The 22,316-nt window shown below is 54.2% G+C and carries 22 protein-coding genes and 1 tRNA gene; 10 read left to right on the forward strand and 13 right to left on the reverse strand.

Annotated elements, in window-relative coordinates; genetic code table 11:
• Positions 1-3: 3 nt before the first annotated feature.
• The 4 genes from Q0711_RS02480 to Q0711_RS02495 all read right to left on the reverse strand — a co-directional run bounded on the left by Q0711_RS02480 (position 4) and on the right by Q0711_RS02495 (position 3,169).
• On the reverse strand, positions 4-285 hold the full coding sequence (locus Q0711_RS02480; RefSeq protein ID WP_298615910.1) for a DUF3593 domain-containing protein: 282 nt from the start codon (positions 283-285) through the stop codon (positions 4-6).
• Positions 285-2,075, reverse strand: coding sequence for a translational GTPase TypA (typA, locus tag Q0711_RS02485; RefSeq protein WP_298615912.1), 1,791 nt, complete (start codon positions 2,073-2,075; stop codon positions 285-287). Before typA ends, Q0711_RS02480 begins: the two co-directional genes overlap by 1 nt.
• 440 nt (positions 2,076-2,515) lie before the next feature.
• Positions 2,516-2,597: transfer RNA gene (locus Q0711_RS02490), tRNA-Tyr, on the reverse strand.
• A 71-nt stretch (positions 2,598-2,668) separates the two neighbouring features.
• Positions 2,669-3,169 carry a hypothetical protein gene (locus tag Q0711_RS02495; RefSeq protein ID WP_298617319.1) on the reverse strand — a complete coding sequence of 167 codons (501 nt, stop codon included), beginning with the start codon at positions 3,167-3,169 and terminating at the stop codon, positions 2,669-2,671.
• Between the two features lie 49 nt (positions 3,170-3,218).
• On the opposite strand from Q0711_RS02495, the gene Q0711_RS02500 reads away from it, so the two are divergent.
• On the forward strand, positions 3,219-5,183 hold the full coding sequence (locus Q0711_RS02500; protein WP_298612376.1) for an adenylate/guanylate cyclase domain-containing protein: 1,965 nt from the start codon (positions 3,219-3,221) through the stop codon (positions 5,181-5,183).
• On the opposite strand, the gene Q0711_RS02505 is transcribed toward Q0711_RS02500, so the two are convergent.
• The 3 genes from Q0711_RS02505 to Q0711_RS02515 all read right to left on the reverse strand — a co-directional run bounded on the left by Q0711_RS02505 (position 5,180) and on the right by Q0711_RS02515 (position 7,622).
• A complete protein-coding gene (locus Q0711_RS02505) occupies positions 5,180-6,298 on the reverse strand; it encodes a geranylgeranyl reductase family protein (protein ID WP_298617321.1) in 1,119 nt (372 codons plus the stop codon). The genes Q0711_RS02500 and Q0711_RS02505 overlap by 4 nt on opposite strands.
• A gap of 99 nt (positions 6,299-6,397) precedes the next feature.
• Positions 6,398-6,553, reverse strand: coding sequence for a DUF2256 domain-containing protein (locus tag Q0711_RS02510; protein WP_298617323.1), 156 nt, complete (start codon positions 6,551-6,553; stop codon positions 6,398-6,400).
• Positions 6,554-6,566: 13 nt separating this feature from the next.
• On the reverse strand, positions 6,567-7,622 hold the full coding sequence (locus Q0711_RS02515; RefSeq protein WP_298617325.1) for a GTP-binding protein: 1,056 nt from the start codon (positions 7,620-7,622) through the stop codon (positions 6,567-6,569).
• Between the two features lie 203 nt (positions 7,623-7,825).
• On the opposite strand from Q0711_RS02515, the gene pyk reads away from it, so the two are divergent.
• Both pyk and Q0711_RS02525 read left to right on the forward strand, forming a co-directional pair.
• Positions 7,826-9,610, forward strand: coding sequence for a pyruvate kinase (gene pyk / locus Q0711_RS02520; protein WP_298977448.1), 1,785 nt, complete (start codon positions 7,826-7,828; stop codon positions 9,608-9,610).
• A gap of 9 nt (positions 9,611-9,619) precedes the next feature.
• The gene (locus Q0711_RS02525; protein WP_298617611.1) at positions 9,620-10,573 is read left to right on the forward strand and encodes a serine hydrolase; all 954 of its coding nucleotides are present in this window, start codon (positions 9,620-9,622) and stop codon (positions 10,571-10,573) included.
• On the opposite strand, the gene psaK is transcribed toward Q0711_RS02525, so the two are convergent.
• The gene (gene psaK / locus Q0711_RS02530; protein ID WP_298617614.1) at positions 10,550-10,801 is read right to left on the reverse strand and encodes a photosystem I reaction center subunit PsaK; all 252 of its coding nucleotides are present in this window, start codon (positions 10,799-10,801) and stop codon (positions 10,550-10,552) included. The genes Q0711_RS02525 and psaK overlap by 24 nt on opposite strands.
• Before the next feature lie 94 nt (positions 10,802-10,895).
• Between psaK and Q0711_RS02535 the strand changes: the two genes are divergently transcribed.
• Positions 10,896-11,588 (forward strand): phosphoribosylanthranilate isomerase, encoded by a 693-nt coding sequence (locus Q0711_RS02535; protein ID WP_298617617.1) that lies wholly within the window; start codon positions 10,896-10,898, stop codon positions 11,586-11,588.
• On the opposite strand, the gene Q0711_RS02540 is transcribed toward Q0711_RS02535, so the two are convergent.
• The gene (locus Q0711_RS02540) at positions 11,538-12,287 is read right to left on the reverse strand and encodes a DUF2993 domain-containing protein (protein ID WP_298617620.1); all 750 of its coding nucleotides are present in this window, start codon (positions 12,285-12,287) and stop codon (positions 11,538-11,540) included. The genes Q0711_RS02535 and Q0711_RS02540 overlap by 51 nt on opposite strands.
• Before the next feature lie 15 nt (positions 12,288-12,302).
• Here Q0711_RS02540 and Q0711_RS02545 point away from each other — a divergent pair, with 15 nt between their 5' ends.
• On the forward strand, positions 12,303-12,530 hold the full coding sequence (locus Q0711_RS02545) for a hypothetical protein (protein WP_298617623.1): 228 nt from the start codon (positions 12,303-12,305) through the stop codon (positions 12,528-12,530).
• Here Q0711_RS02545 and Q0711_RS02550 read toward each other — a convergent pair.
• Both Q0711_RS02550 and Q0711_RS02555 read right to left on the reverse strand, forming a co-directional pair.
• On the reverse strand, positions 12,527-15,079 hold the full coding sequence (locus Q0711_RS02550; protein WP_298617625.1) for a DUF3536 domain-containing protein: 2,553 nt from the start codon (positions 15,077-15,079) through the stop codon (positions 12,527-12,529). The two genes, Q0711_RS02545 and Q0711_RS02550, sit on opposite strands and share 4 nt — an antisense overlap.
• A 108-nt stretch (positions 15,080-15,187) precedes the next feature.
• On the reverse strand, positions 15,188-15,577 hold the full coding sequence (locus Q0711_RS02555; RefSeq protein ID WP_298617628.1) for a universal stress protein: 390 nt from the start codon (positions 15,575-15,577) through the stop codon (positions 15,188-15,190).
• Positions 15,578-15,731: 154 nt separating this feature from the next.
• Here Q0711_RS02555 and Q0711_RS02560 point away from each other — a divergent pair, with 154 nt between their 5' ends.
• From Q0711_RS02560 to Q0711_RS02580, 5 genes are all read left to right on the forward strand, one after another.
• A complete protein-coding gene (locus tag Q0711_RS02560; RefSeq protein ID WP_299041489.1) occupies positions 15,732-16,934 on the forward strand; it encodes a phosphoglycerate kinase in 1,203 nt (400 codons plus the stop codon).
• 386 nt (positions 16,935-17,320) lie between these two features.
• Positions 17,321-17,647, forward strand: a complete 327-nt coding sequence (locus Q0711_RS02565) for an HU family DNA-binding protein (RefSeq protein WP_298617633.1) — start codon at positions 17,321-17,323, stop codon at positions 17,645-17,647.
• A gap of 5 nt (positions 17,648-17,652) precedes the next feature.
• Positions 17,653-18,717, forward strand: a complete 1,065-nt coding sequence (gene cobD, locus Q0711_RS02570; protein ID WP_298976026.1) for a threonine-phosphate decarboxylase CobD — start codon at positions 17,653-17,655, stop codon at positions 18,715-18,717.
• 425 nt (positions 18,718-19,142) lie between these two features.
• Positions 19,143-20,450, forward strand: a complete 1,308-nt coding sequence (locus Q0711_RS02575) for an aminopeptidase P N-terminal domain-containing protein (RefSeq protein WP_298617639.1) — start codon at positions 19,143-19,145, stop codon at positions 20,448-20,450.
• 47 nt (positions 20,451-20,497) lie between these two features.
• On the forward strand, positions 20,498-21,154 hold the full coding sequence (locus Q0711_RS02580; RefSeq protein WP_298976022.1) for a hypothetical protein: 657 nt from the start codon (positions 20,498-20,500) through the stop codon (positions 21,152-21,154).
• Here the strand turns inward: Q0711_RS02580 and Q0711_RS02585 are convergent.
• Together Q0711_RS02585 and Q0711_RS11625 are read right to left on the reverse strand one after the other, a co-directional pair.
• On the reverse strand, positions 21,151-22,185 hold the full coding sequence (locus tag Q0711_RS02585) for an AI-2E family transporter (RefSeq protein ID WP_298616929.1): 1,035 nt from the start codon (positions 22,183-22,185) through the stop codon (positions 21,151-21,153). The two genes, Q0711_RS02580 and Q0711_RS02585, sit on opposite strands and share 4 nt — an antisense overlap.
• A gap of 6 nt (positions 22,186-22,191) precedes the next feature.
• Positions 22,192-22,316: DUF3153 domain-containing protein (locus Q0711_RS11625; protein ID WP_366519078.1), on the reverse strand; the 125-nt coding region annotated here is incomplete at its 5' end.

A 22,316-nucleotide genomic window follows, 5' to 3' on the forward strand; every position in this document is an offset into this window, starting at 1 on the left:
AAATCAGGCGGATTCCTTGAGGGTGCGGCGGAAGCCCAAGGCAATGAGAATATTGGCCAGTGTTAGGAAAAATTCTGCTCCCCCGTGCAACCCATCCACGTTGGCCAGTGTTGTGCCATAAACCTTTTGGGCATAGAGTCCCGCAGGAATCGTGACGGCAACAAACAGCAGCGTTCCATAAAAGCCAATGAGGGCGAGGCGGGGTGTACTGGGGTTGCGGGTCATGAAGTACAAGAACCCCAGATAGGGAAACAGGGAAAGGGCAAAAAAGGCATTCGTCAGCATTAGCGCCGTACTAGCTTCTTGCTCATTTTCCGCAGTCGGATGGATTTAGGCGTTACCTCCACTAACTCGTCGGGGCCGATGTATTCCAGTGCCCGTTCTAGGCTCATTTCTACAGGGGCTTGTAGTTGCACCAGTTCATCCCCTGTGGAGGAGCGGAAGTTTGTGAGTTGTTTGGCTTTGCAGACATTGATCTCCAAGTCTTGAGGACGGTTGTGCTCACCGACAATCATCCCCTTATAGACTTTGGTGCCGGGGGTAATGAAAAAGACACCGCGATCTTCGGCATTTTTCAGGGCATAGAAAGTGGCAACGCCCTCCTCAAAGGCAATTAAGACGCCATTGCGGCGGGTGCTGATCTCCCCTGCCAAGGGACGATAGTCCAAAAAGCTGTGGTTCAGGATTCCTTCGCCGCGCGTTAGGCGCATAAATTCGCCACGGAAACCAATGAGACCGCGGGCAGGAATCACAAACTCCAGTTGAGTCCGACCATTGCCCCCCACCTGCATATCCTGCATCTCGCCGCGTCGTTGGCCGAGGCGTTCAATACAGCCGCCAACGGCTTCATCGGGAACGTCAAGCACTAGGCATTCGTAGGGTTCGCAGGGCTGGCCATTGACTTCGCGGTAGATTACCTGCGGCTGAGACACTTGGAATTCGTAGCCTTCGCGGCGCATGGTTTCAATGAGAATGCCAAGGTGCAATTCACCCCGACCAGAAACGGCAAAGCGATCGGGGGAGTCGGTTTCTTCGACCCGCAGAGCTACGTTGGTTTCCAGTTCCCGAAACAGGCGATCGCGCAATTGCCGCGAGGTGACAAAGGTGCCCTCCTGACCGGCAAAGGGAGAGTCATTGACAGCAAAGGTCATTTGCAGGGTGGGTTCATCCACCTTGATTAGGGGTAGGGCTTGGGGGTTGTTGGGGTCGGTGATGGTTTCGCCAATGTTGGCATCACTAAAGCCGGCGATCGCCACAATATTCCCAGCACTAGCCGTATTCAACTCAATTCGCTTCAGTCCTTCAAAGCCCAAGAGTTTGGTAATCTTTGCCTTGACAATTTGGCCATTCTCCTTGACCAAGGCCGCCGCTTGGCCGACCTGAACGGTGCCGTTGTGGATTTTGCCAATGACAATTCGTCCTAGATAGTCTGAATAATCTAGGGTCGTCACTTGGAGTTGCAGGGGGGCATCGGGATTCCCCACCGGCGGTGGAATGTGGCGGACAATGGCCTCAAAGAGGGGCTGCATATCCTTGCCCTCCTCATCCAGCGCTGTTTTTGCGTAGCCCGCCAAGCCCGAGGCAAAGAGATAGGGAAATTCACACTGATCGTCATCCGCCCCCAGTTCAATAAATAAATCCAAGACCTTGTCAATGGTCTTGTAGGGTTCCGCCTGGGGACGGTCAATCTTGTTCACGACCACAATGGGGCGCAGACCTTTTTCAAGGGCTTTTTTGAGAACAAACCGCGTTTGCGGCATCGGCCCTTCGTTGGCATCCACAATCAGCAGACAGCCCTCCACCATCCCCAAGACACGCTCCACTTCACCGCCAAAATCGGCGTGACCAGGGGTATCCACAATGTTAATTGTCAAGTCTTTGTAGCGCACCGCCGTGTTTTTGGCCAGAATCGTAATGCCGCGCTCCCGCTCCAGCTCATTGGAGTCCATCACGCACTCGGGAATGTCCTCCCCTTCTCGAAAGGTACCCGATTGACGCAGTAGAGCATCCACTAGGGTAGTCTTCCCATGATCAACGTGGGCGATAATAGCAACATTACGAATCGGCAGACTCATAGTGACTTCCTGCGTTTGTTATAGAACGTTGAGGAGTGTGACAAACCTTTACAATCCTAGCGCAGTTTGGTAAGGGAACTGAGCCGTAGGATCAGAGGCGTTTGCTGGCATCCCTTTCCTTTTATTTGGGAAGTGCTCTTGATGACGGATCGCCTGAGTTGGCGGCAAACCCATACTCCTGCTACAGCGGTGGTGCTGCATCCTCTACCTGTCTTGATGGGGTGGCTAGGATTGGAGGAACCTAATTTTTGGTTGCAGGGCATGACTGCTATGATTGCTCTTACTCTTACCTTACCTAGGCGATTGGCATCAGGTGCAGCGACAAAGCGCGGTTCCCTTTGTAAGTTCGCCTATGGATATTTACCTTTAGGGCTGGGCGCCAATTTGCCGTATTATCTACCCCTCGGTTTAGGGGAAGCGGGTCAGTTTATCTACTTTGATGGGCCGGGCTGGATTCGAACCAGCGTAGGCTTAGCCAACGGATTTACAGTCCGCCCCCATTAACCACTCGGGCACCGACCCTTTCATCGTGATTCCTTAATATACCACATCAGGGGGGACACTTGGCGTTCCCGTGTTTAGAGGACAGTTCTCTACTCGTCAAGGGTGTAGCTTTGCAGGTTTTCTAGGGGCTGTACTTTAAGGAGACGTTCGGCACGGCGAATCTCGCTGTCGCTGCCTTGAATCAAAATCAGGTATTTGCCCCGCTGCAATCGCTTTTCAAAGGGGATACCGGACTTACCCGTAATCACTACTTGGAGACCACCGCCTACAGTGAGACTCCCCAGAGCGCCAGCGATCGCCCCAAAGATGCCCCCCAAAAGACTATTGTTTAGGCGATCCAGCATCGGCAGAATGTCAATCTGAGTTGCTTGGTTAAAGGTAAAGCCGGCAAAGAAGCCAAAGGGCACTAACCATATAAGCATGCGCTGCATTTGCCGGCGGGCGACCTGAAATGGATCGGTGAGTCCCAATTCTGACCACTGTTTGTAGCCTCGACCCAACAGGGCTACTTTTTCCATTGGGAAGCCGTCCTTTTCAAGCTGGGTATAAACGGCCTCGGCTTGGAGGCGATCGCCCAGTGTCGCGACCAAGTAATTTTTCATGGCGATAGGATGAAGGAAATCTCTTGCTTGCAAAGCTATGCTGCCCCTATTGTCCCACTTTCGCCGCACCTTTGCTGATCTGGGCCTGATTGTTGTCGTGAGTGCCGTGGCCAGCACAGTTGTCATTGGCATTCGCGAACTGGGGGGGCTACAGCCACTGGAGCTGGGTGCCTACGATCGCCTAATGCAATTGCGCCCTATGCCTGAACCAGACCCACGACTATTGGTGGTGGCAGTAACCGAAGCCGATATTCAGCGTTACCGCTCCCTATCGTTGCCGGATCAGCTTTATGCTCAAGCCTTCCAAAAACTCCTCAAACACCAACCCCGTGCCATTGGCCTAGATATTTACCGCGACTTTCCTGTACCGCCGGGGCATGAGGAGCTTAACCGCCTTTGGCTGAATTCGGATCGCCTTTTTGCTGTAACGAAACTGGGGGATGCCACTCACCCGACGATTCGCCCGCCCGCTGCCCTCAGTGCCGATCGGGTGGGGTTTAATGATATCGCAGTGGATGCGGGTGGCATTGTCCGTCGCAGTTTACTCTTTTTGCCGGACGATCAGGGGAATACGCTTTACTCCTTCCCATTGCGGCTGGCACTGCGGTATCTAGCGGATGAGGGAATTGAGCCTCGGGGCAGCGATGCGGATCCGCATGTGATGCAGTTGGGGCAGAGTATTTTCACACCCCTGCAACCCAATGATGGTGGCTATGTGGGAGCAGATACAGCAGGCTATCAGATCATGCTGAACTATCGCGGTGATCAGCGGACGGTGACGTGGGTGCCCCTTGAGGATGTACTGACGGAACGGGTAGCACCGGCATTGATTCGCGATCGCGTGGTTCTCATTGGCAACATTGCTGAAAGTGGCAAAGATTTTTTCTATACCCCCTTTAGCTCCGGTCTGCGAGATCAGCAGCGCATGGCGGGGGTGTTTATCCATGCCCAAATGGTGGGGCAATTCATTGATGCCGGTTTGGGCGATCGCGCCGTCATTTGGTTTTGGCCCGACAGTGTTGAGAATGCTTGGATTATTCTTTGGGCACTGATGGGTGCTATCCTCGCTTGGCGAATACGTCATCCCGTTGCCCTAGGGGCGGCTGTGGGAGCCGCTCTGTTGATTCTGTTGCTCACCTGTTATGGTTTTTTTCTGAAACTGGGGTGGATTCCGCTTGTGCCACCGGCATTGACGCTCCTCCTTGCCAGTGGTGGGGTAGTCACCTATAGGGCACAGCAAGCCCAACAGCAACAGCAAATGGTGATGCGGCTGCTTGGTCAAAGTATCTCGCCGGAAATTGCCGCCGCCCTGTGGGAACGGCGAGATGAACTCCTCAAGGATGGTAAGCTGCCCGGCCAGCGCCTGATTGCCACACTGCTTTTTACGGATTTGAAGGGGTTCAGCACGATTTCTGAACGGATGGAACCGGAGGAACTCTTTAACTGGCTCAATACCTACCTAGAAAAGGTAGTGGATGTAGTGCAAAGCTACCACGGCGTGATTAATAAGTTCACAGGAGATGGCATTATGGCGGTGTTTGGCGTGCCCATTAAACGCACCAGCCGCGAAGGCATTGCCATTGATGCTCGTAATGCGGTGGATTGTGCCTTAGCTTTGGGAGAACTGCTGGAGAACCTCAACCGCGAATGGGCCGCCCAAGGGCTACCGCAGGTGATGATGCGGGCGGGGATCTATACAGGTCCCATTGTTGTCGGCAGTCTCGGTGGCAAGAACCGCCTCGAGTACGGCGTTATTGGGGACAGTGTGAATACAGCCTCCCGCCTTGAAAGTGTGGACAAGCATCGCCAACCAAGTCCCTGCCGCATTTTAGTAGCACAGGAAACATTGGAGTACTTGGGCGATCGCTACGAGGTCGAGGCATGGGGACCGTTGGAACTCAAGGGCAAAGAGCGCAAAATTCAAGTGTTTCGTATTCTTGGCGTCCGCAAAGGGTTAGCCCTCTCCCCCAACCAGCCCACCGCTATTGAATTGGAGATCTAGCGCCCAGGAATCAGGGAACTGCTCAAGCGTTGCATAGCCCGTCTAGCAATATCGCGATAGCGCAATTCCCCACAGAGGACTTGACCCAACCGCTGGGTGGCAGAGGGGCGTTTTAGGGCAAGGCGATAGCCCACCCCCGGCATGCGATGGAAAAGAGCGGCAAGACGTTGTGCCCACACTAAATCTGTCCCCCATTCCTCCTGCAAGGTCTTGCTGTAGGTGGCCAAGGCATCTGCTTTTCCCCCAAGGGCAGCAGCAATGGCTTCGGCAGCCCGCATGCCACTGTAGAGGGCGGGACGAACCCCCTCGGCAGAAAAGGGATCCACTAGACCCGCAGCTTCACCGACAAGCAGAGCATGGTGGGTATGCAGGGGCTGCTGACCTGCCCACAGACAGAGGGGATGGTAGTGAATGGCACAGTCAGCCGGGGAAAGCCCATAGGCTGCGCAGTACTGCTGCAAAATGGGTTCCCAGTGGGGGCGATCGCTCCCCCGCACAACGGCAACCCCCACCGTTCGCCGATCTCCCTTGGGAAAGCTCCAGAGGTAACCATTTTTGACGAGGCCAAATTCAAAATGCGCGGCGCGATCGCCCGTCGGGTTGGGTACACTCATCACTGCTGCCGTGCGCACCACTTTGGGCTTAAAACCCAGCCACTGAGCCACTTGACTCTTGGCACCATCGGCAGCAATGAGATAGCGCCCTGCATAGGTTGTGGTTGCCGTGTGGATTTGCCAGTGATCTGCTTGGAACGTAATCCCGGTTACCTCGGTCTGATCCGCAACAACCGCCCCCTGTTGTTGTGCCTGCTGCAAGAGGTAGTGATCAAACACCGAGCGATCCACAATCCAGATCGGTTCGGGAATGCTCAACTCGGCTTCAACGGCATCACCAAGCTGCCAACTGTAGCGCACCGTGCGGGTGGTATCGGCAATGGCAGGCTGAAAGTCAAAATCAAACCATCGGCCAACCGCCGGTGAAACACCCCCTGTGCAGGGTTTGTAGCGAGGCAGAGGGGCCTTTTCAAGGACTAAGACTGAATGCTGGCGCCGCGCAAGATGATAAGCGGCTGCCCCGCCCGCCGGTCCGCCCCCCACAATAATGCAGTCGTACATTTATCCTGTGCTGGCTCCTTTCACCGAACCTCAATGGATGCAAAACTGCCGCTAGCCTATCAGAATTTGCTTAACTTTTCTCAACACTGCTACTGACAGTTACCGCGATGACTGGGAACGGCGTCGCCGACAGCGATCGGAACAGTACTTCACCTCCTGCCAGCAATCCGCCCACTTTTTGCGCCACTGAAAAGGACGCCCGCAGACGACACAAATTTTGCTGGGGAAGTCCGCTTTGCGCCGTTGTTTTGCCATAGATTCCCAAGCTCTACCCTTCGGTGACACAGGCCGCCAGCTGCGTCAGAAGCGTTTGATGATCTAAGTTCTGGCCAATAAGCACCAGTTGATTTTTGCGTTCGCCTCTCCAGTCTTCATCATCGAGGCTAAAGCGCTTACCGCTGAGGTGAAAGACATGGCGACGGGGACTTTCCTTAAACCATAGAATGCCCTTGGCGCGAAAGACCGATTCCGGCAATTGGTGGTCAAGAAAATACTGGAATTTCCGCAGTTCAAAGGGGCGATCGCTCTGGAAGGAAACAGAGGTAAAGCCATCCTCCTCCAAGTGATTAGAGTGATGGTGATGATCACCATGATCGCAATGTTCGTCACACCCATGATCGTGGTCGTGATCGTGGGGATTATCATGTTCGTGCTCCGCCTCGGGATGGAAGTAGCGATCGCTCTGAAACAGCCCCACACTCAGAATTAAGGGAAGAGGCACCTGAGCCTTAACAGTGCGAATGATTCGTGCCCCTTCTCGCATTTCGCGAATCCGCCGTTCTAGCTCCTGCAAGCGTTCCTCAGTCACTAAATCCGCTTTGTTTAGAAGGATAATGTCACCATAGGCAATTTGGCTTTGGGCAGCACTGCTATTGAACAGATCGAGACTAAAGTTTTCTGCATCCACCACCGTAATAATCGAATCTAAGCGGGTGAGATCCCGCAGATCGGTACCTAAGAATGTCAAGGCCACCGGCAGGGGATCCGCTAGCCCCGTCGTTTCCACCACTAGATAGTCCACCTTATCGGGGCGTTCAAGAACCCGATAGACAGCATTCACCAAATCATTGTTGATCGTGCAGCAGACACAGCCATTGCTGAGTTCCACCATGTCCTCTTCACTGGCCACCAAGAGTTGGTTATCAATGCCAATTTCACCAAATTCATTGACGAGCACAGCGGTTTTCAGCCCCTCTTGATTGGTCAGGATATGGTTGAGGAGCGTGGTTTTGCCACTGCCAAGAAACCCCGTAATAATTGTCACCGGCAGGCCGTGCTTCAGTGTCTCCATTTTGGCGGTTGCAGAAACAGGAGAGGTCGTCATAGGCGGCGAGTCAAACGCGAGAATTGTTCTCAAATTATAGCCTCTGCACTTCGCTCAAGGGGTCAGCGATCGCTGTAGGCTAGAAACAGATGTTTATATTTGGTTAACTATTGCCGTAGAGCTGTGTTCAAACGCCTCTTTGCGCATTTTAGAGCGTTCCACAAAATACGGTAACCTGTTGGAGCTTAACGACTAAACCCTGTATGTCCAATCAGCCGCTGCAACGACGCACCAAAATTGTCGCCACCATTGGTCCAGCCGTCAGCCACCCCGATAAACTGCGAGCAATTATCCAAGCGGGAGCGACCACCCTGCGTCTGAATTTTTCCCATGGTACCCACGAGGATCATCAGCGCAGCATCCGCCTGATTCGCCAAATCTCCTATGAATTGGGGCAACCCGTAGGCATTTTGCAGGACTTGCAGGGCCCGAAAATTCGCCTTGGCAAGTTTGAACATGGCTCTATTTCCCTGAAGCGGGGCGATCGCTTTACCCTCACGAGCCGCCCCATCATGGGCAATCAGCACATGAGTTCCATTACCTATCCCCCCTTGGCGCAAGAGGTTCCCGCCGGCGCGACCATTCTGCTGGATGATGGCCGTGTGGAAATGGTGGTAGAAGAAGTGGACAGGGAGGCCGGTGAACTCCACTGCCGAGTGGTTGTGGGGGGTACCCTCTCCAATGCCAAGGGCGTGAACTTTCCGGGGGTTTACCTCTCCATTAAAGCCCTGACAGAGAAAGATCGCGAAGATCTGATGTTTGGCCTCAATCAAGGGGTGGATTGGGTGGCTCTCAGTTTTGTGCGCAATCCCCAAGATGTGCTGGAGATCAAAGAACTGATTGCCAATGCCGGTAAACAGGTGCCGGTGATTGCCAAAATCGAAAAGCATGAGGCAATTGAGCAAATGGATGCCATCCTCTCTCTTTGTGATGGCGTGATGGTGGCACGGGGCGATTTAGGAGTTGAATTGCCTGCCGAAGATGTGCCGATTCTGCAAAAACGGCTAATTGCCGCGGCAAATCGCTTGGGTATTCCCGTGATTACGGCCACACAAATGCTGGACAGCATGGTGAAAAGCCCCCGCCCCACCCGTGCGGAGATTTCCGATGTGGCCAATGCCATTCTCGATGGCACGGACGCGGTGATGCTCTCCAATGAAACGGCGATGGGGGACTATCCCGTTGAGGCGGTGAAGATGATGGCCACAATTGCCGCCCGCATGGACAGCCAATCCCAACTGCGTCAACCCCCCGTTGCTGAGTCTATGGCAGTGCGTTCTATTCCCGATGCCATTAGCCAAGCGGTAGGACAAGTGGCGGCTCAACTCAAGGCTAAGGCAATTATTACCCAAACAAAAACAGGGGCAACAGCGCGGAATGTTTCTAAATTCCGTCCTCAAATTCCCATCTTGGCGGCAACCCCCCACATTGAAGTGGCACGGCGGTTGCAGTTGGTCTGGGGGGTAGAACCACTGCTGACATTAGATCACCCTTCGATGCGGCAATCGTTTCAAGCAGCCATTAACGCCGCTCAAGAGCGGGGCTTTCTTGAGGAGGGGGATCTGGTGGTGATGACCGCCGGCACACTCCAAGGGGTGCCTGGCTCCACGGACATGATCAAGGTGGAACTGGTCACCTCGGTGATGGGACGGGGCTGTGGCATTGGTCATGGGTTGGTGAGTGGCCCTGCACGGGTGGTGCAAGGAGGAATGCCCGTGCGCACGTTTAATAGTGGCGAAATTTTGGTTGCCGAGCGCACTAGTGCTGAACTCGTAGAAGCCATTCGCAAAGCGGCAGGTATTATTACCGAAGAGGACAGCCTCACCAGCCATGCGGCAGTTTTGGGGTTGCGGCTGGGAATTCCGGTGATTGTTGGGGTCAAAAATGCCACCCGCCTGATTCGGGAAGGCACCATCTTGACAATGGATGTGGAGCGGGGGTTGGTCTATTCCGGTGCCCGCAATGGGGTTGAGCGATCGCCCGAATAGGAGGGACAGATGATTTTTTTTCGGACCCATCCCTATCTCACGGATTTAGTCGCACGGACGCTTCAAGCCACTTGGCAACAGTTTCCCTGGCTGGGACAAGAGGACATTGCCCTCACCTTACTGGTGTATCCGCCGCCCATTCCGGTCAATACTGGGGGTGCCCTCACGGCAGCGGAATTTTGGCAATACTCGATCCCCGGTGCCGACTATCGGGGCGACGTGCCCTTCTATCCGGCCAGCGTTGTGAAGCTGTTTTATTTGGTGGCCTGTCATGAATGGCTCCACAGTGGCATGCTCCAACCCGATGCGGAATTGGAACGGGCTATGCGGGATATGATTGTGGACTCTAGTAATGATGCCACCAGTTTGGTGGTGGATATGCTCACAGGAACCACCAGTGGTCCGGTGCTGCCCCCAGCACCCTTTCGCACCTGGCAATACCAGCGGAATATTGTCAATCGCTATTTTCAGTCGTTGGGGTGGCCAGAGCTAGCCCATATCAACGTGAATCAAAAAACGTGGTGCGATGGCCCCTATGGGCGAGAACAGGAGTTTGTCGGGCGCGATCGCCGGAATGCGAATCGGCTAACCACCAATGCAACCGCTCGGCTGCTCCACAGTATCGTTGGCGGGGTGGCAGTGTCGGCTAAGGCCAGTCAAGCCATGATGGAATTGCTGGAGCGATCGCTCGATCCAGAACTGCTGGCTGAGGATGCAGAAAACCAAGTGCAGGGCTTTTTGGGGGAAGGGCTACCGCTGGGGGCAAAGCTGTGGTCAAAGGCGGGACTCACCAGTTGGGTACGCCATGATGCCGCCTATATTGAACTACCCGATCGCTGCCCCTATACCTTGGTGGTCTTTACGGAAAATCGCACCGCCAGTACAAATCCAGAGGTATTGCCCTTCATTTCTCGTCAGATTGCCAGTGGTATTCCGACCCTAGAGAGCACCGGAGTACTGTAGGCCACTGACCACTCCCGCCGCTAACAGGTGACCAAAGCTCGTAGTAGCCAGCAGTTCCGGCAGACCAAAGCCTTCAAAGAGGGCGGGCAATGCAATGGGTAAAGCGGGGCCTTTTCCCCGTGATTGAATGGCATAGCGGCCAATGGCGATCGCAAACAGGTTGCAGAGGATCACCACCAAACCCACAGAGGGCGTCCAAGTCGTATCGGGGAGTGTGGCTAACACCATGGTTCCTCCTAAATGGGTACAATTGCCCATGAATTATAGGGAACCGCCTGATTGCCTGCCCCGGTTCGTTACAAAATAGTGCATCTCGTTACAAATGCTTAACCCAACCATCCCAGTCAACATTGCCGTCAAAATTTGTGGCTTGACTTTGCCAGAGCAGGCAGTCGCAATCGCCGAAATGGGCGTCCGTGCCCTTGGGTTTATTGCTGTACGCTCCTCGCCCCGCTATGTGCCCCCAGAAGTGATTGCCGACATTTGCCACCTATTGCCCCCGGCAGTGCTCACTGTAGCCGTTGTTGCCAATCCCGATCTGGAGGAATTGCAACATCTTGTCATAACCACAGGGGTGCAAGGGGTGCAGCTCCATGGCAGCGAATCTCCTGAATTTTGCCAGCGGGTGCGGGATACCTTCCCCGATCGCGTGCTGATCAAAGCCCTGCGGGTGCGATCGCCAGCCACCCTTGCAGAGATTCCTGCCTACGCGCCGCTTGTGGATCGCATTCTCTTGGATGCCTATCATCCCCAGCAGCTGGGGGGTACGGGTCAGCCCTTTGATTGGACACTGCTTAAAGGCCTACAAATCCCTTGCCCTTGGTGGCTGGCGGGGGGGATTACGCCCGAAAACTGTCGGCAGGCGATCGCCCAAACTCAACCCCAGGGCATTGACCTGTCTAGTGGTGTAGAAAGCCGACCGGGCGTCAAGGATTTAGGTCGCGTGGCGGCGTTGCTGAGTAACCTAGGGATAAATGCAAATCATTCCCCGCACCCTGAGGGCACCCGCTTCTAGCTGCAACGCCTGAATGGCTACCCCTTCCCCCAAGTCAATGGCCACCGTGGGGTGAGGGTCACGTTCCCCTTGCCAGTGCACATTTTCCAGACAAAGCGTCCGCTCATCCTGTAGGCGCAGATGAGTCTTCAAATGCCAGTCCGCCTGCGCCCCTTGGGCATTCACCATCGAGAACACTAGGTTGAGGTAGCCAGCCCCCAATTCTCCCTGCGTATGCAGTAGTTGCCACTCTTGAAGATTCACCCCCCCTTTGCCCAAGCCCCGCTGATGCAGCAACTTCAACAGTTCCCGTAGGCCGGATTGCAGCAGGGGAGCACCTAAGGAGGCGTTGAGATCCTCTTGGCTGAAAACCAGTTCCCCCTGCACGGGCACGGCTGCCAACAGTTTGAGGGGTTTCCCTCGCAACACTTGTCCTAGATTGATCTGAATCTGTTCGGCTTGGACGGCTGCTTGGCGCAACTGAATGCCGCGATAACTGGCTTTTGTGGCCGCAACACGCACATGGGGTAAATATCCGCGCAGAATCTGGCGATCGCTCCCCTGAATCTGAATTTCTAGACCTGTTACCCCTTCCAACTGCGAGGATAACCACCAGTGCAAGGCGGGTTGCAAGATTCGTGGAATTAGCCCTCGTTCAGAAGTCAGAGACGGTGAAACAGCATTGAACTCTTCAGCTATTTCTGGCCCTGTGATTGACATAGCGACTCCTCACCCATGAATGCCCCCCTAGGCGGATTGGGGGTCAATTTGCCCATCTTAACGAAACGGGATGCTGATTTGGTCTTGCCAGTGGCAACTTTCCTAGTCTGTGAGAGCAGGGAGTCTAAGCACACGCCGATCGCCCTCCAAGCCCGCACAAGGGTGGGGGTGTGTCCCGCCGGGGGGATTTTGGCAGCGATCGCCTTTTGCCGACCTTCTTTTGGAATTCGGTGCTGGATTTAGGCCGAGAGGGTCACCAATAGGTGGGGATCCACCTTGAGGCGAGTGGCTAAGGTTTGTAGGTGACGGCGATCGCCCTCGGTAAGGTGCATGCCATTCTGGCGTAGTTCACCTATGAGGCTATAAAGCTGCTCCTGTGCCCGATCCAAATTCAGGTTCAAACCTAAAGCATCCCCGATTGTAATCAAGTCCTGAAGCAGCGGACACAACTGGCTAAGGGTGTCACCGTTGAGGTGATGGGCAAGGTAACGCAAGCCGGTGCTAATTTGCTGCTCGAGGGGCCGCTGTTGCTCCTGAAGGCTAAGGTGACAACCCAACAACCGCGCTTCACGGGCGATCGCCGCCAGTTCTGCTAAATGGCTGTGCAGATCTGCCAAGGGCAAATCACCGAGATCGCTGAGGTCTTGCTCTAAACTCCGCAAATGGCCAATGGCACGATGGGTCAACGCCACCGCCGCTGCCACCTGCAATTCTTGGGGCACACTCAGACCATCCCGCTGAAACCCCATGAGAATCCCATAGTTATCGCGATAGACTTGGGTATAAAGCTGATCCAAGCGGGTGAGGGTTTCCCGCGCCAGCACACCCATGAGGCGATGTCGTTCCTCTGCAAAGAGATCGTCCAAGTTGTAGGCCACGCCACCAAAGCGTTCCGTAATCGCCATAACCACCCGCGCCGCACTGCCCTGTTGGAAAACTTGCAGGAGATGGGTTTTAATTTGGCTATATTCGCGCCGCCCTTGGAAGGGTTGAATCGCGCAGTGGAAATCCCAGCCCCCCAAGTGCAAGACGGCAAAGATGAGCAGTTGTGACTCGGTTGTAATCGTTGAAGTAAGTTGAATCTGGCCGATCGCCAAGGTCAGGCTGCCCATGCGTTGTAGATGATAATCCCCCTGCTCAATCTCATAGCAGTAGAGCTGGTGGTGGCGGGGGTAGCTATTGAAGAGGGAACTCATGGCATAGTGGGCGGCCACCTGCTGCAAGCTAATTTGAGCCGTTTTCACCAACTGGTAATAGACCCCTGCTCCATCGCCAAACTGCGGCACATTGCTGGGGGCAGCCCTCAGACGCTCAACAAACTCCGCTTCCAACTGCACGCCGGCAACATCCCCCGCAAGCTCGATCGCCCGTGCCGCATAGCGGAGAATCTGCACCCCCTCAGGCCGCGAGAGTTCATCGAAGAACCAACCACAACTGGTAAACATGAGCAGGGCATGGTGCTGCATCTCCAGCAGGCGTAGGGCATCAATTTGTTCGCTTTGACTCAGGGGACGGCGTTGATGTTGCGCCAAAAAGCGGTGCAAGGCTTCTGGGGAGCGATCGCCGATCACCTCTATGTAGGCATCGCGAGCCGCCCAAACATCCCAAAACAGTTCGCCTCCCAGGGTTTCATAGAGGTCAATTAGCTCATCCCGCAGCCAGTTCAACGCATTTCGCAATGGACGTCGCCACAGCTGATGCCACTCGCCACCGCCACCGCAGCCACAATTGTCCTGCCAGCGATCCACGCCATGGGCACAACTCCAAGCGGTCACCGGCTTGAGTTCTACCTCCCACGTGGGTGGAAACAAGCTCAGGTAATAGGCAAAGTTGGTGATTTGCCAGCCCCGCTGGGGAAATTCCACCTTAAAGGCATAGGCGAGGGCTTTTTCACCGCCATACTTGTGATGGCCAAAGGTCTCACCGTCGGTAGCAACGGCAATAATTTGACTGGGGCGATGGTCGCCACGCACGGCTTGTCCGATGCGTCCTGCCAGAAATTGTGAGCTGGTGAGCAGGTCACTAAAGCCCACATCTCGAGAAATGGGGCCATCGTAGAAGAAAATGTCTAGGTAATCGCGCCGGCGATCGCCCCCCGGCAAATAGCAGCGATAGGGACGGGTGGGGTCAATTTGGCCGCCGCTGACTTCAAGCCACTCCCCCTCCCCCCCAAGGGGACGACAGCGCTGAGCCTGGGAGGGGGCCAAAATGGTGAAGCGGATTCCCTCCTGAATCAGGGCGGCTACGGTTTCATAATCAATGGCCGTTTCCGCAAGCCACATCCCCTCCGGTTCGCGGCCAAACCGCCGCCGGAAGTCGGCCTTGCCCCAGCGAATTTGCGTCAGTTTATCGCGATAGTTGGCCAAGGGCAAAATGATGTGGTTATAAACTTGGGCGATCGCGTTGCCGTGGCCATTGAAGCGTTCACAACTGTGGCGATCGGCCTCAATAATCCGTTGATAGACCTCCAGATCGTAGCGTTCGAGCCAACTAAAGAGGGTCGGGCCAATATTAAAGCTCAGGTATTCAAAATTATTAACAATGTCAATGACCTCCCCGCGATCGTTAAGGATGCGGGCAAAGGCATTGGGGCGATAGCACTCGTAGTAAATCCGCTCGTTCCAATCGTGGAATGGCTGGGCACTGGGCTGATGTTCAATGGCATTGAGATAGGGATTTTCGCGGGGAGGCTGGTAGAAATGGCCATGGATTGTGACATACACCCCCAACGCTTGCAGTTGATCGGCGGCAGGGGAAAAAGCAGCGGGAGTAACCTCTGTCGAATCAAGCATGCAGATCAACCACAAGACAACATGTTTACTTTACTTTGATCCTCGATCCTCGGCGATCGCCCGCCTGTGGGGAAACTTTAAGCGCCGCAAGATTGAGCTACGCACCCCCTAGGGCACCACCAAGACCGGGCAGGGGGCCAAATTGATCACACGGCTGCTGACGCTTTCTTGGAATCCCTCCGGGGTGAGACCCGTTCCGCGGCAGCCCATAATAATCAAGTTGGCGTTGATCTCATCGGCCACATCACAGATAACAAAGGCAGGTTTGCCCCGCCGCAGCAATGTTTCCGCCACAATGGCGTGTTGGGCAAAGGCTTCCTTCACTCGATTCAAAAACTCGGCGATCGCCGCCTCTAGCTCCGCATCTGGTTCTGGCGTTTCCTCCACCGACAGTAGAAACAACTGACTCTGAAAAGTTTTGACCATTCCAACCACGGTGGGCATGGCTTCTTGGGTGTCACGGCTGCGGTCAATGGGAAAAAGAATCGTTTTGAACATAGAGTTCACCTCATTAGAGTCAAGTGGAAGGGCACGCCCTTGGGTAGAATGAGGGTCAGGTGAGGGACTTGTAGCGCATCACTCCATCGCTCGCCGGGATTGTTATCCCCCTAGTACTATCATCTACGTTTTAACGCATTTAGGAGGCTCTAGCGTGTCTAAAAAATCCGTGGCGCAGTTATCCACTGCCGACCTAGCAGGAAAGCGTGTCCTCGTGCGGGTTGATTTTAACGTTCCCGTTGATGAGAACGGCGTCATCACCGATGATACCCGCATCCGCGCCGCCCTGCCGACGATTCAAGACCTGATCGGCAAAGGTGCCAAGGTGATTCTGGTCAGCCACTTTGGCCGCCCCAAGGGCGTGGATGAGAAACTGCGCCTTACCCCCGTGGCTCAGCGGCTCTCGGAATTGCTCCACAAGCCCGTAGTCAAGTTGGATGACTGCATTGGGGACGCTGTAGTTGCCCATACCCAGGCAATGGCCAATGGGGATGTCTGTCTCCTCGAGAATGTGCGTTTCCATCCAGAGGAAGAAAAAAACGATCCGGAATTCGCCAAGCAACTGGCCGCCTGTGCGGAAGTCTATGTCAATGATGCCTTTGGCACTGCCCACCGTGCCCATGCCTCAACTGTCGGCGTGACCCAATACCTGAGTCCCTGCGTGGCTGGGTTTTTAATTGAGAAAGAACTGGAATATCTGCAAAATGCCATTGAGCGTCCCCGTCGCCCCTTAGCTGCGATTGTGGGTGGGTCTAAAGTGTCCTCTAAAATTGGTGTCATTGAAGCCCTTTTAGAAAAGGTAGATAAATTGCTAATTGGCGGCGGCATGATCTTTACATTTTATAAGGCGCGGGGTCTTAACGTAGGTAAGTCCCTCGTGGAGGAGGACAAACTGGAACTAGCCAAACACCTCGAAGCCAAAGCCCAAGCAAAAGGGGTAGAGTTGCTCTTGCCCACGGATGTGGTTGTGGCCGACAATTTTGCCGCCGATGCCAATAGCCAAGTGGTCAGTATCGAAGCCATTCCTGACGGCTGGATGGGTCTGGATATTGGGCCTGCTTCGATCCAGCGCTTCCAAGAGGCCCTCAAGGATTGCAAAACGGTGATCTGGAATGGCCCCATGGGGGTATTTGAGTTTGATCAATTTGCCAAGGGCACCGAGGCGATCGCCCGCTGTTTAGCCGACCTCACCAGGGAGGGCGTCTCGACAATCATTGGCGGTGGCGATTCCGTGGCCGCGGTTGAAAAAGTTGGCGTCGCCGAGCGCATGAGTCACATCTCCACCGGCGGCGGTGCCAGCCTTGAACTCCTCGAGGGCAAAGAACTCCCCGGCATTGCCGCCTTAGATGATGCCTAGGGAATAAATCATTGCCCACGATCTAAATCTAATCATTAAATTTTTGAATGCCCCATTGCCTGATCTATGGGGCTTTTTTGTCCTCTGAAGGGAGATTTCGGCCTTTGGATACCATGATTTGTTAATTTTTCTAACAACTGCCGCTGCCCTCAATCCTCGCCGCAAAGGGAATAGAATATGCCAAAGGTCTCATGGATCAAGGGTTTGAGGGCTTTCTAATGGATAAAAGTGCCTGAAAACCACATATCTTAAAGGTTTCAAGGTTCCAGTTGGGGTCTGACTATTCTAGAATGAGGCTTGAAACCAAGAATAGGCAAGGGTTTCGTGCCTTTCACTCGTTTGTTAGCCAATCAAACAAACTTTAATGTTTCTATGGAGTTATCCCCATGAATAAAGCTGAACTTGTGGATGCTGTGTTTAATCGTGCCCATAGCGCCAACAACGTCACCAAAAAGCAAGTCGAGGCGATTATCTCAGCCACCGTCGAGGAAATCATGGAGGCAGTGGCCAAGGGAGAAAAAGTGACCCTTGTAGGTTTTGGTGCCTTTGAACCGCGGGAGCGCAAAGCTCGAGAAGGGCGCAACCCAAAAACGAAAGAAAAGATGCAAATTCCCGCCACAAGGGTACCCGCCTTTTCGGCAGGGAAACTTTTTAAGGAAAAAGTCTCTCCTGCTACAGCTTCTGAACCCGCAGCCAAGGGCAAAAAAAAGTAGTCTGAATGCCTCCACGCCACGGTGGCAATTTAGCTTGGGCGGCAGCGATCGCGGGCTGTGCTCCCCAGGAAATCCTAGATTTTTCCGCGAGTCTCAACCCTTGGGGCCCTCCTGCCTCAGTGATAGCCGCCCTTCAGGCGGCGCTGCCCACAATTCGTGACTATCCGGATCCCGATTGCCGTGTTTTGGTGGATGCCCTTGCCGCAGGCCATGAACTGCCGAGGGAGTATTTTTTGGTCGGCAATGGCACCGCTGAGCTGTTGACGTGGGTGGGGCGTGAGTGTGCGGATCGCCGACGAGTTTACTTTATTACCCCTGCCTTTGCCGACTATCGGCGGGCACTGACAGCTTTTGCCTGCCCCACTGTCCCCATTGCCTTAACCCAAGTGCAGACGGGTTTTGGGGCGATCGCTCCCTCCCTGACGCCCAAGGATGCCATCCTCATCAACAATCCCCATAACCCCAGCGGCCACCTCTGGTTGCGCCACCAGCTTCAACCCTTGCTAGAAACGGGTGCTCTAGTGGTGGTGGATGAGGCCTTTATGGACTTTTTGCCCCCCTCCGCCAGTGAATCCCTCATCGGGTTTGTGCCTCGCTACCCGAATTTGATTGTGTTGCGATCGCTAACAAAGTTCTATAGCTTGGCGGGTCTGCGCTTAGGGTATGGCGTCTCCTCGCCGCAGCGGTGGCAACGCTGGCGATCGTGGCGAGATCCCTGGAGTGTGAACAGCTTGGCAATCATTGCAGGAGTGACTGCCTTGGGCGATCGCCCCTTTCAGGAACAGACTTGGACATGGCTGCCTCCAGCACGTCAGGCCTTTGGGGAAGCTCTGAATGCTGTCCCTGAACTGAACGTAGTGACCGAGAGCAAGGTGAACTTTCTACTCCTCCAAGCAACAGACTCGATTTTGCCCCTGCAAACCTATCTCCTTCAAGAACATCGCATTCTAATTCGCGATTGTTGCAGCTTTCCTGAATTGGGTGCCGCCTACTTTCGAGTGGCCGTGCGCCGCAACATTGAAAATGAGCGACTCCTAGAGGCTTTGCGTACCTACTACCAACGCTCCTAGGAATTGCATCCCCAAAAGCCAAGGTGATATATTAGCGATACCTAAGGGGGCGTGGCGGAATGGTAGACGCTGCGGACTTAAGCAATTGAGCCTTAGTAGAGAAATCTATTAAGTGAATGCTCTCAAATTCAGGGGAACCTACGTCTGTCGCCGGACAGATATGGCAATCCTGAGCCAAGCCGTTTCTCAACCCCCAAACCTTAGGGAAACGGAAGGTGCAGAGACTCGACGGGAGCTACCCTACCGTAGATGTTCTACGCGGGTAAAGGGAGAGTCCAATCCTCAACACCCAAGGGGTGGTCGCGAAAGCGGCAGGAGGATGAAAATCCGTTGACCTTAAACAAGTCGTGAGGGTTCAAGTCCCTCCGCCCCCACCAAACCATTTTCCAAAGGGTCATCCTTGGCTGATCCCTTCTTAGGGCGCGATGAAAGCAGAGTACCAGCAACGACAACAGCAGTTTTTAGAGAAATTAGGCACGGGTGTCGCTGTTTTCTGTAGTGCCCCGCGCGCCATCATGCACAATGATGTGGACTACAACTTTCGCCAAGATAGTAATTTTTACTATCTCACGGGGTTTAATGAGCCAGAGGCGGTTGCTGTTTTTGCACCGAACCACAGTGAGCATCGCTATGTCCTCTTTGTGCAGCCCAAGGATCTCAGCCAAGAGATTTGGACAGGGGCCCGCCTTGGGGTAGAGGCCGCCAAGGAACAACTAGGGGCAGATGCGGTATATCCCATCGGCGAGCTAGAGCAACACCTCCCCGGCTATTTAGAGACAGGGGATACGTTGTACTACCACTTTGGTCATCACGATCGCTTTAATCAACTCATTCTCAAGCACTACCAACGACTGCTAGCCGGCCTACCCAAACGGGGCACAGGCCCGCGCAGTATTGCGGATCCGAGTATTCTTTTGGCTCCCATGCGGCAGATTAAATCGGCAGCCGAGCTGGCTTTGATCCGTCAGGCGATCGCCATTAGCGTTGAAGCCCATCAGCGTGCCCGTGAAGTGGCTGCCCCCGGCCGCTGGGAATATGAAATTCAGGCGGAAATCGAGCATCTATTCCGCCTTCGGGGAGGCGATGGCCCTGCCTACCCCTCAATTGTGGCCTCCGGACCGAATGCCTGTGTACTTCACTACACTGAGAACCAACGGGAGATGGCGGCAGGAGACTTACTTTTAATTGATGCCGGCTGTGCCTACCGCTATTACAACGCCGACATTACCCGCACTTTTCCCGTGAGTGGCCAGTTCAGTGGGGAACAAAAGGCGATCTATGAGATTGTCTTGGCAGCCCAAAAAGCAGCTATTGAGCAGGTGCGACCGGGGAATACGTACAATCAAATCCACGATGCGGCTGTGCGGGTGATTGTGGAGGGTTTAGTTGACCTTGGTCTGCTGCGGGGCGAAATTGAGGCCCTCATCAATGAAGGCAAAGAGAACAACACCCAGAAATATCGCACCTTTTTTATGCATGGCACCGGTCATTGGCTGGGTCTGGATGTCCATGATGTGGGTCTTTACAAGTACAACAAGGACACATGGGTAACACTGCAACCGGGTCAAGTGCTGACGGTGGAGCCGGGAATCTATATTCATCCTGAAGCAACTCCCGCCGAGGGACAACCCGAGATTGGCGATCGCTGGCGGGGCATTGGGGTGCGCATTGAAGATGATGTCCTAGTTACGCCGGAGGGACACGAAGTCCTGACGGCGGCTGTACCTAAATAATCACCTACCGTGCCCCTATCTTCTGGTTAAACTCCTTTGATAAACCTATGGCTCTCGCATCATCTCTCCCTGAGGGTTATTTTTCCCCTGACTGGCTGCTCAAGCTCCTGCTCCCTGCTATCAAAGAAGGTCGGCAGTGGGGATCCCGATTTCTCCGTGATCCTCGCTGGGGGGGCGATCGCGATCGCATGGCCAAGCACGCAATTTATGAAGCCACGCTCTGGTCGGTGGGTTCTGGGGTAGCCACTGGTGTCATTGGCTTGGCCGGTGTGCCCCTAGACGTTGCCTACTTCTACCACGCCCAAGTTAAGCTGGCAGCAGCACTATTCACCATCCACGGCTTGGACACCGAAGATCAGGCTGTGCTGATGATCCTAATTCCTGCTGCCTTAGGGGTAACGGCCGCTGAACTGGCAAACTACTTTGGCAACCAATTTTGTCGGCAAGTCTTCAAAACCTTGAGCCGACGGGCTGCACAGAAGAATTTATCTCCAGTACTGATCTCGGTATTTAAGCAGCTTCCGCGTCCCCTCTTGCGGCAGATTGTCGGCAAGGCCTCAAGCAAAAGTTCTACTCTCCCTGCACGGGCGGTTCCTCTGATGAGTGCCGTGATTGGTGGCACCACGAATGCCATCATGATGAACATTTGCGGTCATGGCGTGTGTGCGGTTATCAAAACGTTTCGCTCCCCCGCCGTCAATTAGGTGTCTTGGAGAGGCTCAGATTCTAGAACCGTTTTCAGCGTTGCTGCCAAGGGAATCGCCAGCAGAATTCCCAAGAAACCCGCCACCCGTCCGCCAATGAGCAGAGCGATAAACTGCCAGAGGGGATTCAGTCCCATCAAGTGCCCCAACAACTTGGGGGTAAGCACATTGTCCTTAATTTGCTGCAAGACCACGGCGATCGCCAAAATATTTAAGGCCAGCCAGGCATCTTGAAACAGGATGAGCAGTGTCACCAAACCAATGCCTAAGGTCGCCCCCACCACGGGAATGAGCTGGACAACACCAATGATCAGAGCAAAAAGAAAGCCAAAATTGACGTTGAAGGCGATCATAAAGGGAATGAGGGCAAGAAACATAAACAGCCCCAGAAAAAGCTGCGCCGAGAAAAAACTGCGAATATTTAGCCGTAGGGAATAATCTACAATCTGTCGCCAAGGCTTGGGCACTAACTTCATTAAGCCGCGCCAAATCTCACTGCCATAAAAGAGCATATACACCGTTAAAATCAGCACCAGCAGCACATCCACAAACTTAGTCAGCGTGGTAATGGCAACACCGGGCAACAGGGCGGCAATCCCTTTGAGTTGGATCGTCAGCTCCTCCATCAAGTCATTTACCCCCACAGGAAAGCGATAGCGATGCAGGAGTTGATCCAGATGGCGCAAATTTTGATTGCTGGTATCTGCGAACTCTGGCAGTTGATTGAGAAGTTCCTCCGCCTGTTGAATGGCAAGGGGCAGCAGCAAGAGCACCAAGATACCGGCGACCAAAAGGGTAATCAGTAACACGAGGGCGATCGCCTGCCGTCGGTGCAGACCACGAGCACAAAGACGAATGACCACTTGATTGAGCAAAAACGCCAAGATGGCGGCAATGACAAGGAGATTAATTGGATACTCAAAATAGAGGTAAACTTGCTCTGCCACCCAGAGGTTCAGGACAATCAGAGGCCCTGCTAATAAATAGGCAAGATACTGTTGCCAGCTCTCCGGAGGGCAAGGCCATCTCATGGAAATCTAGGTTGAACGACTCCTAGGCAGGCGAGTGTATAACCAATTGCCCAGCACCAGCAAGCCCACAATTGCCAGTGTGCCCCAGCCTAAGGGACTCGGATACCAGTAGGCCGCCTCAAGGTGATTGA

It is taken from the genome of uncultured Thermosynechococcus sp. (genome assembly GCF_937958135.1).
GTDB lineage: Bacteria > Cyanobacteriota > Cyanobacteriia > Thermosynechococcales > Thermosynechococcaceae > Thermosynechococcus.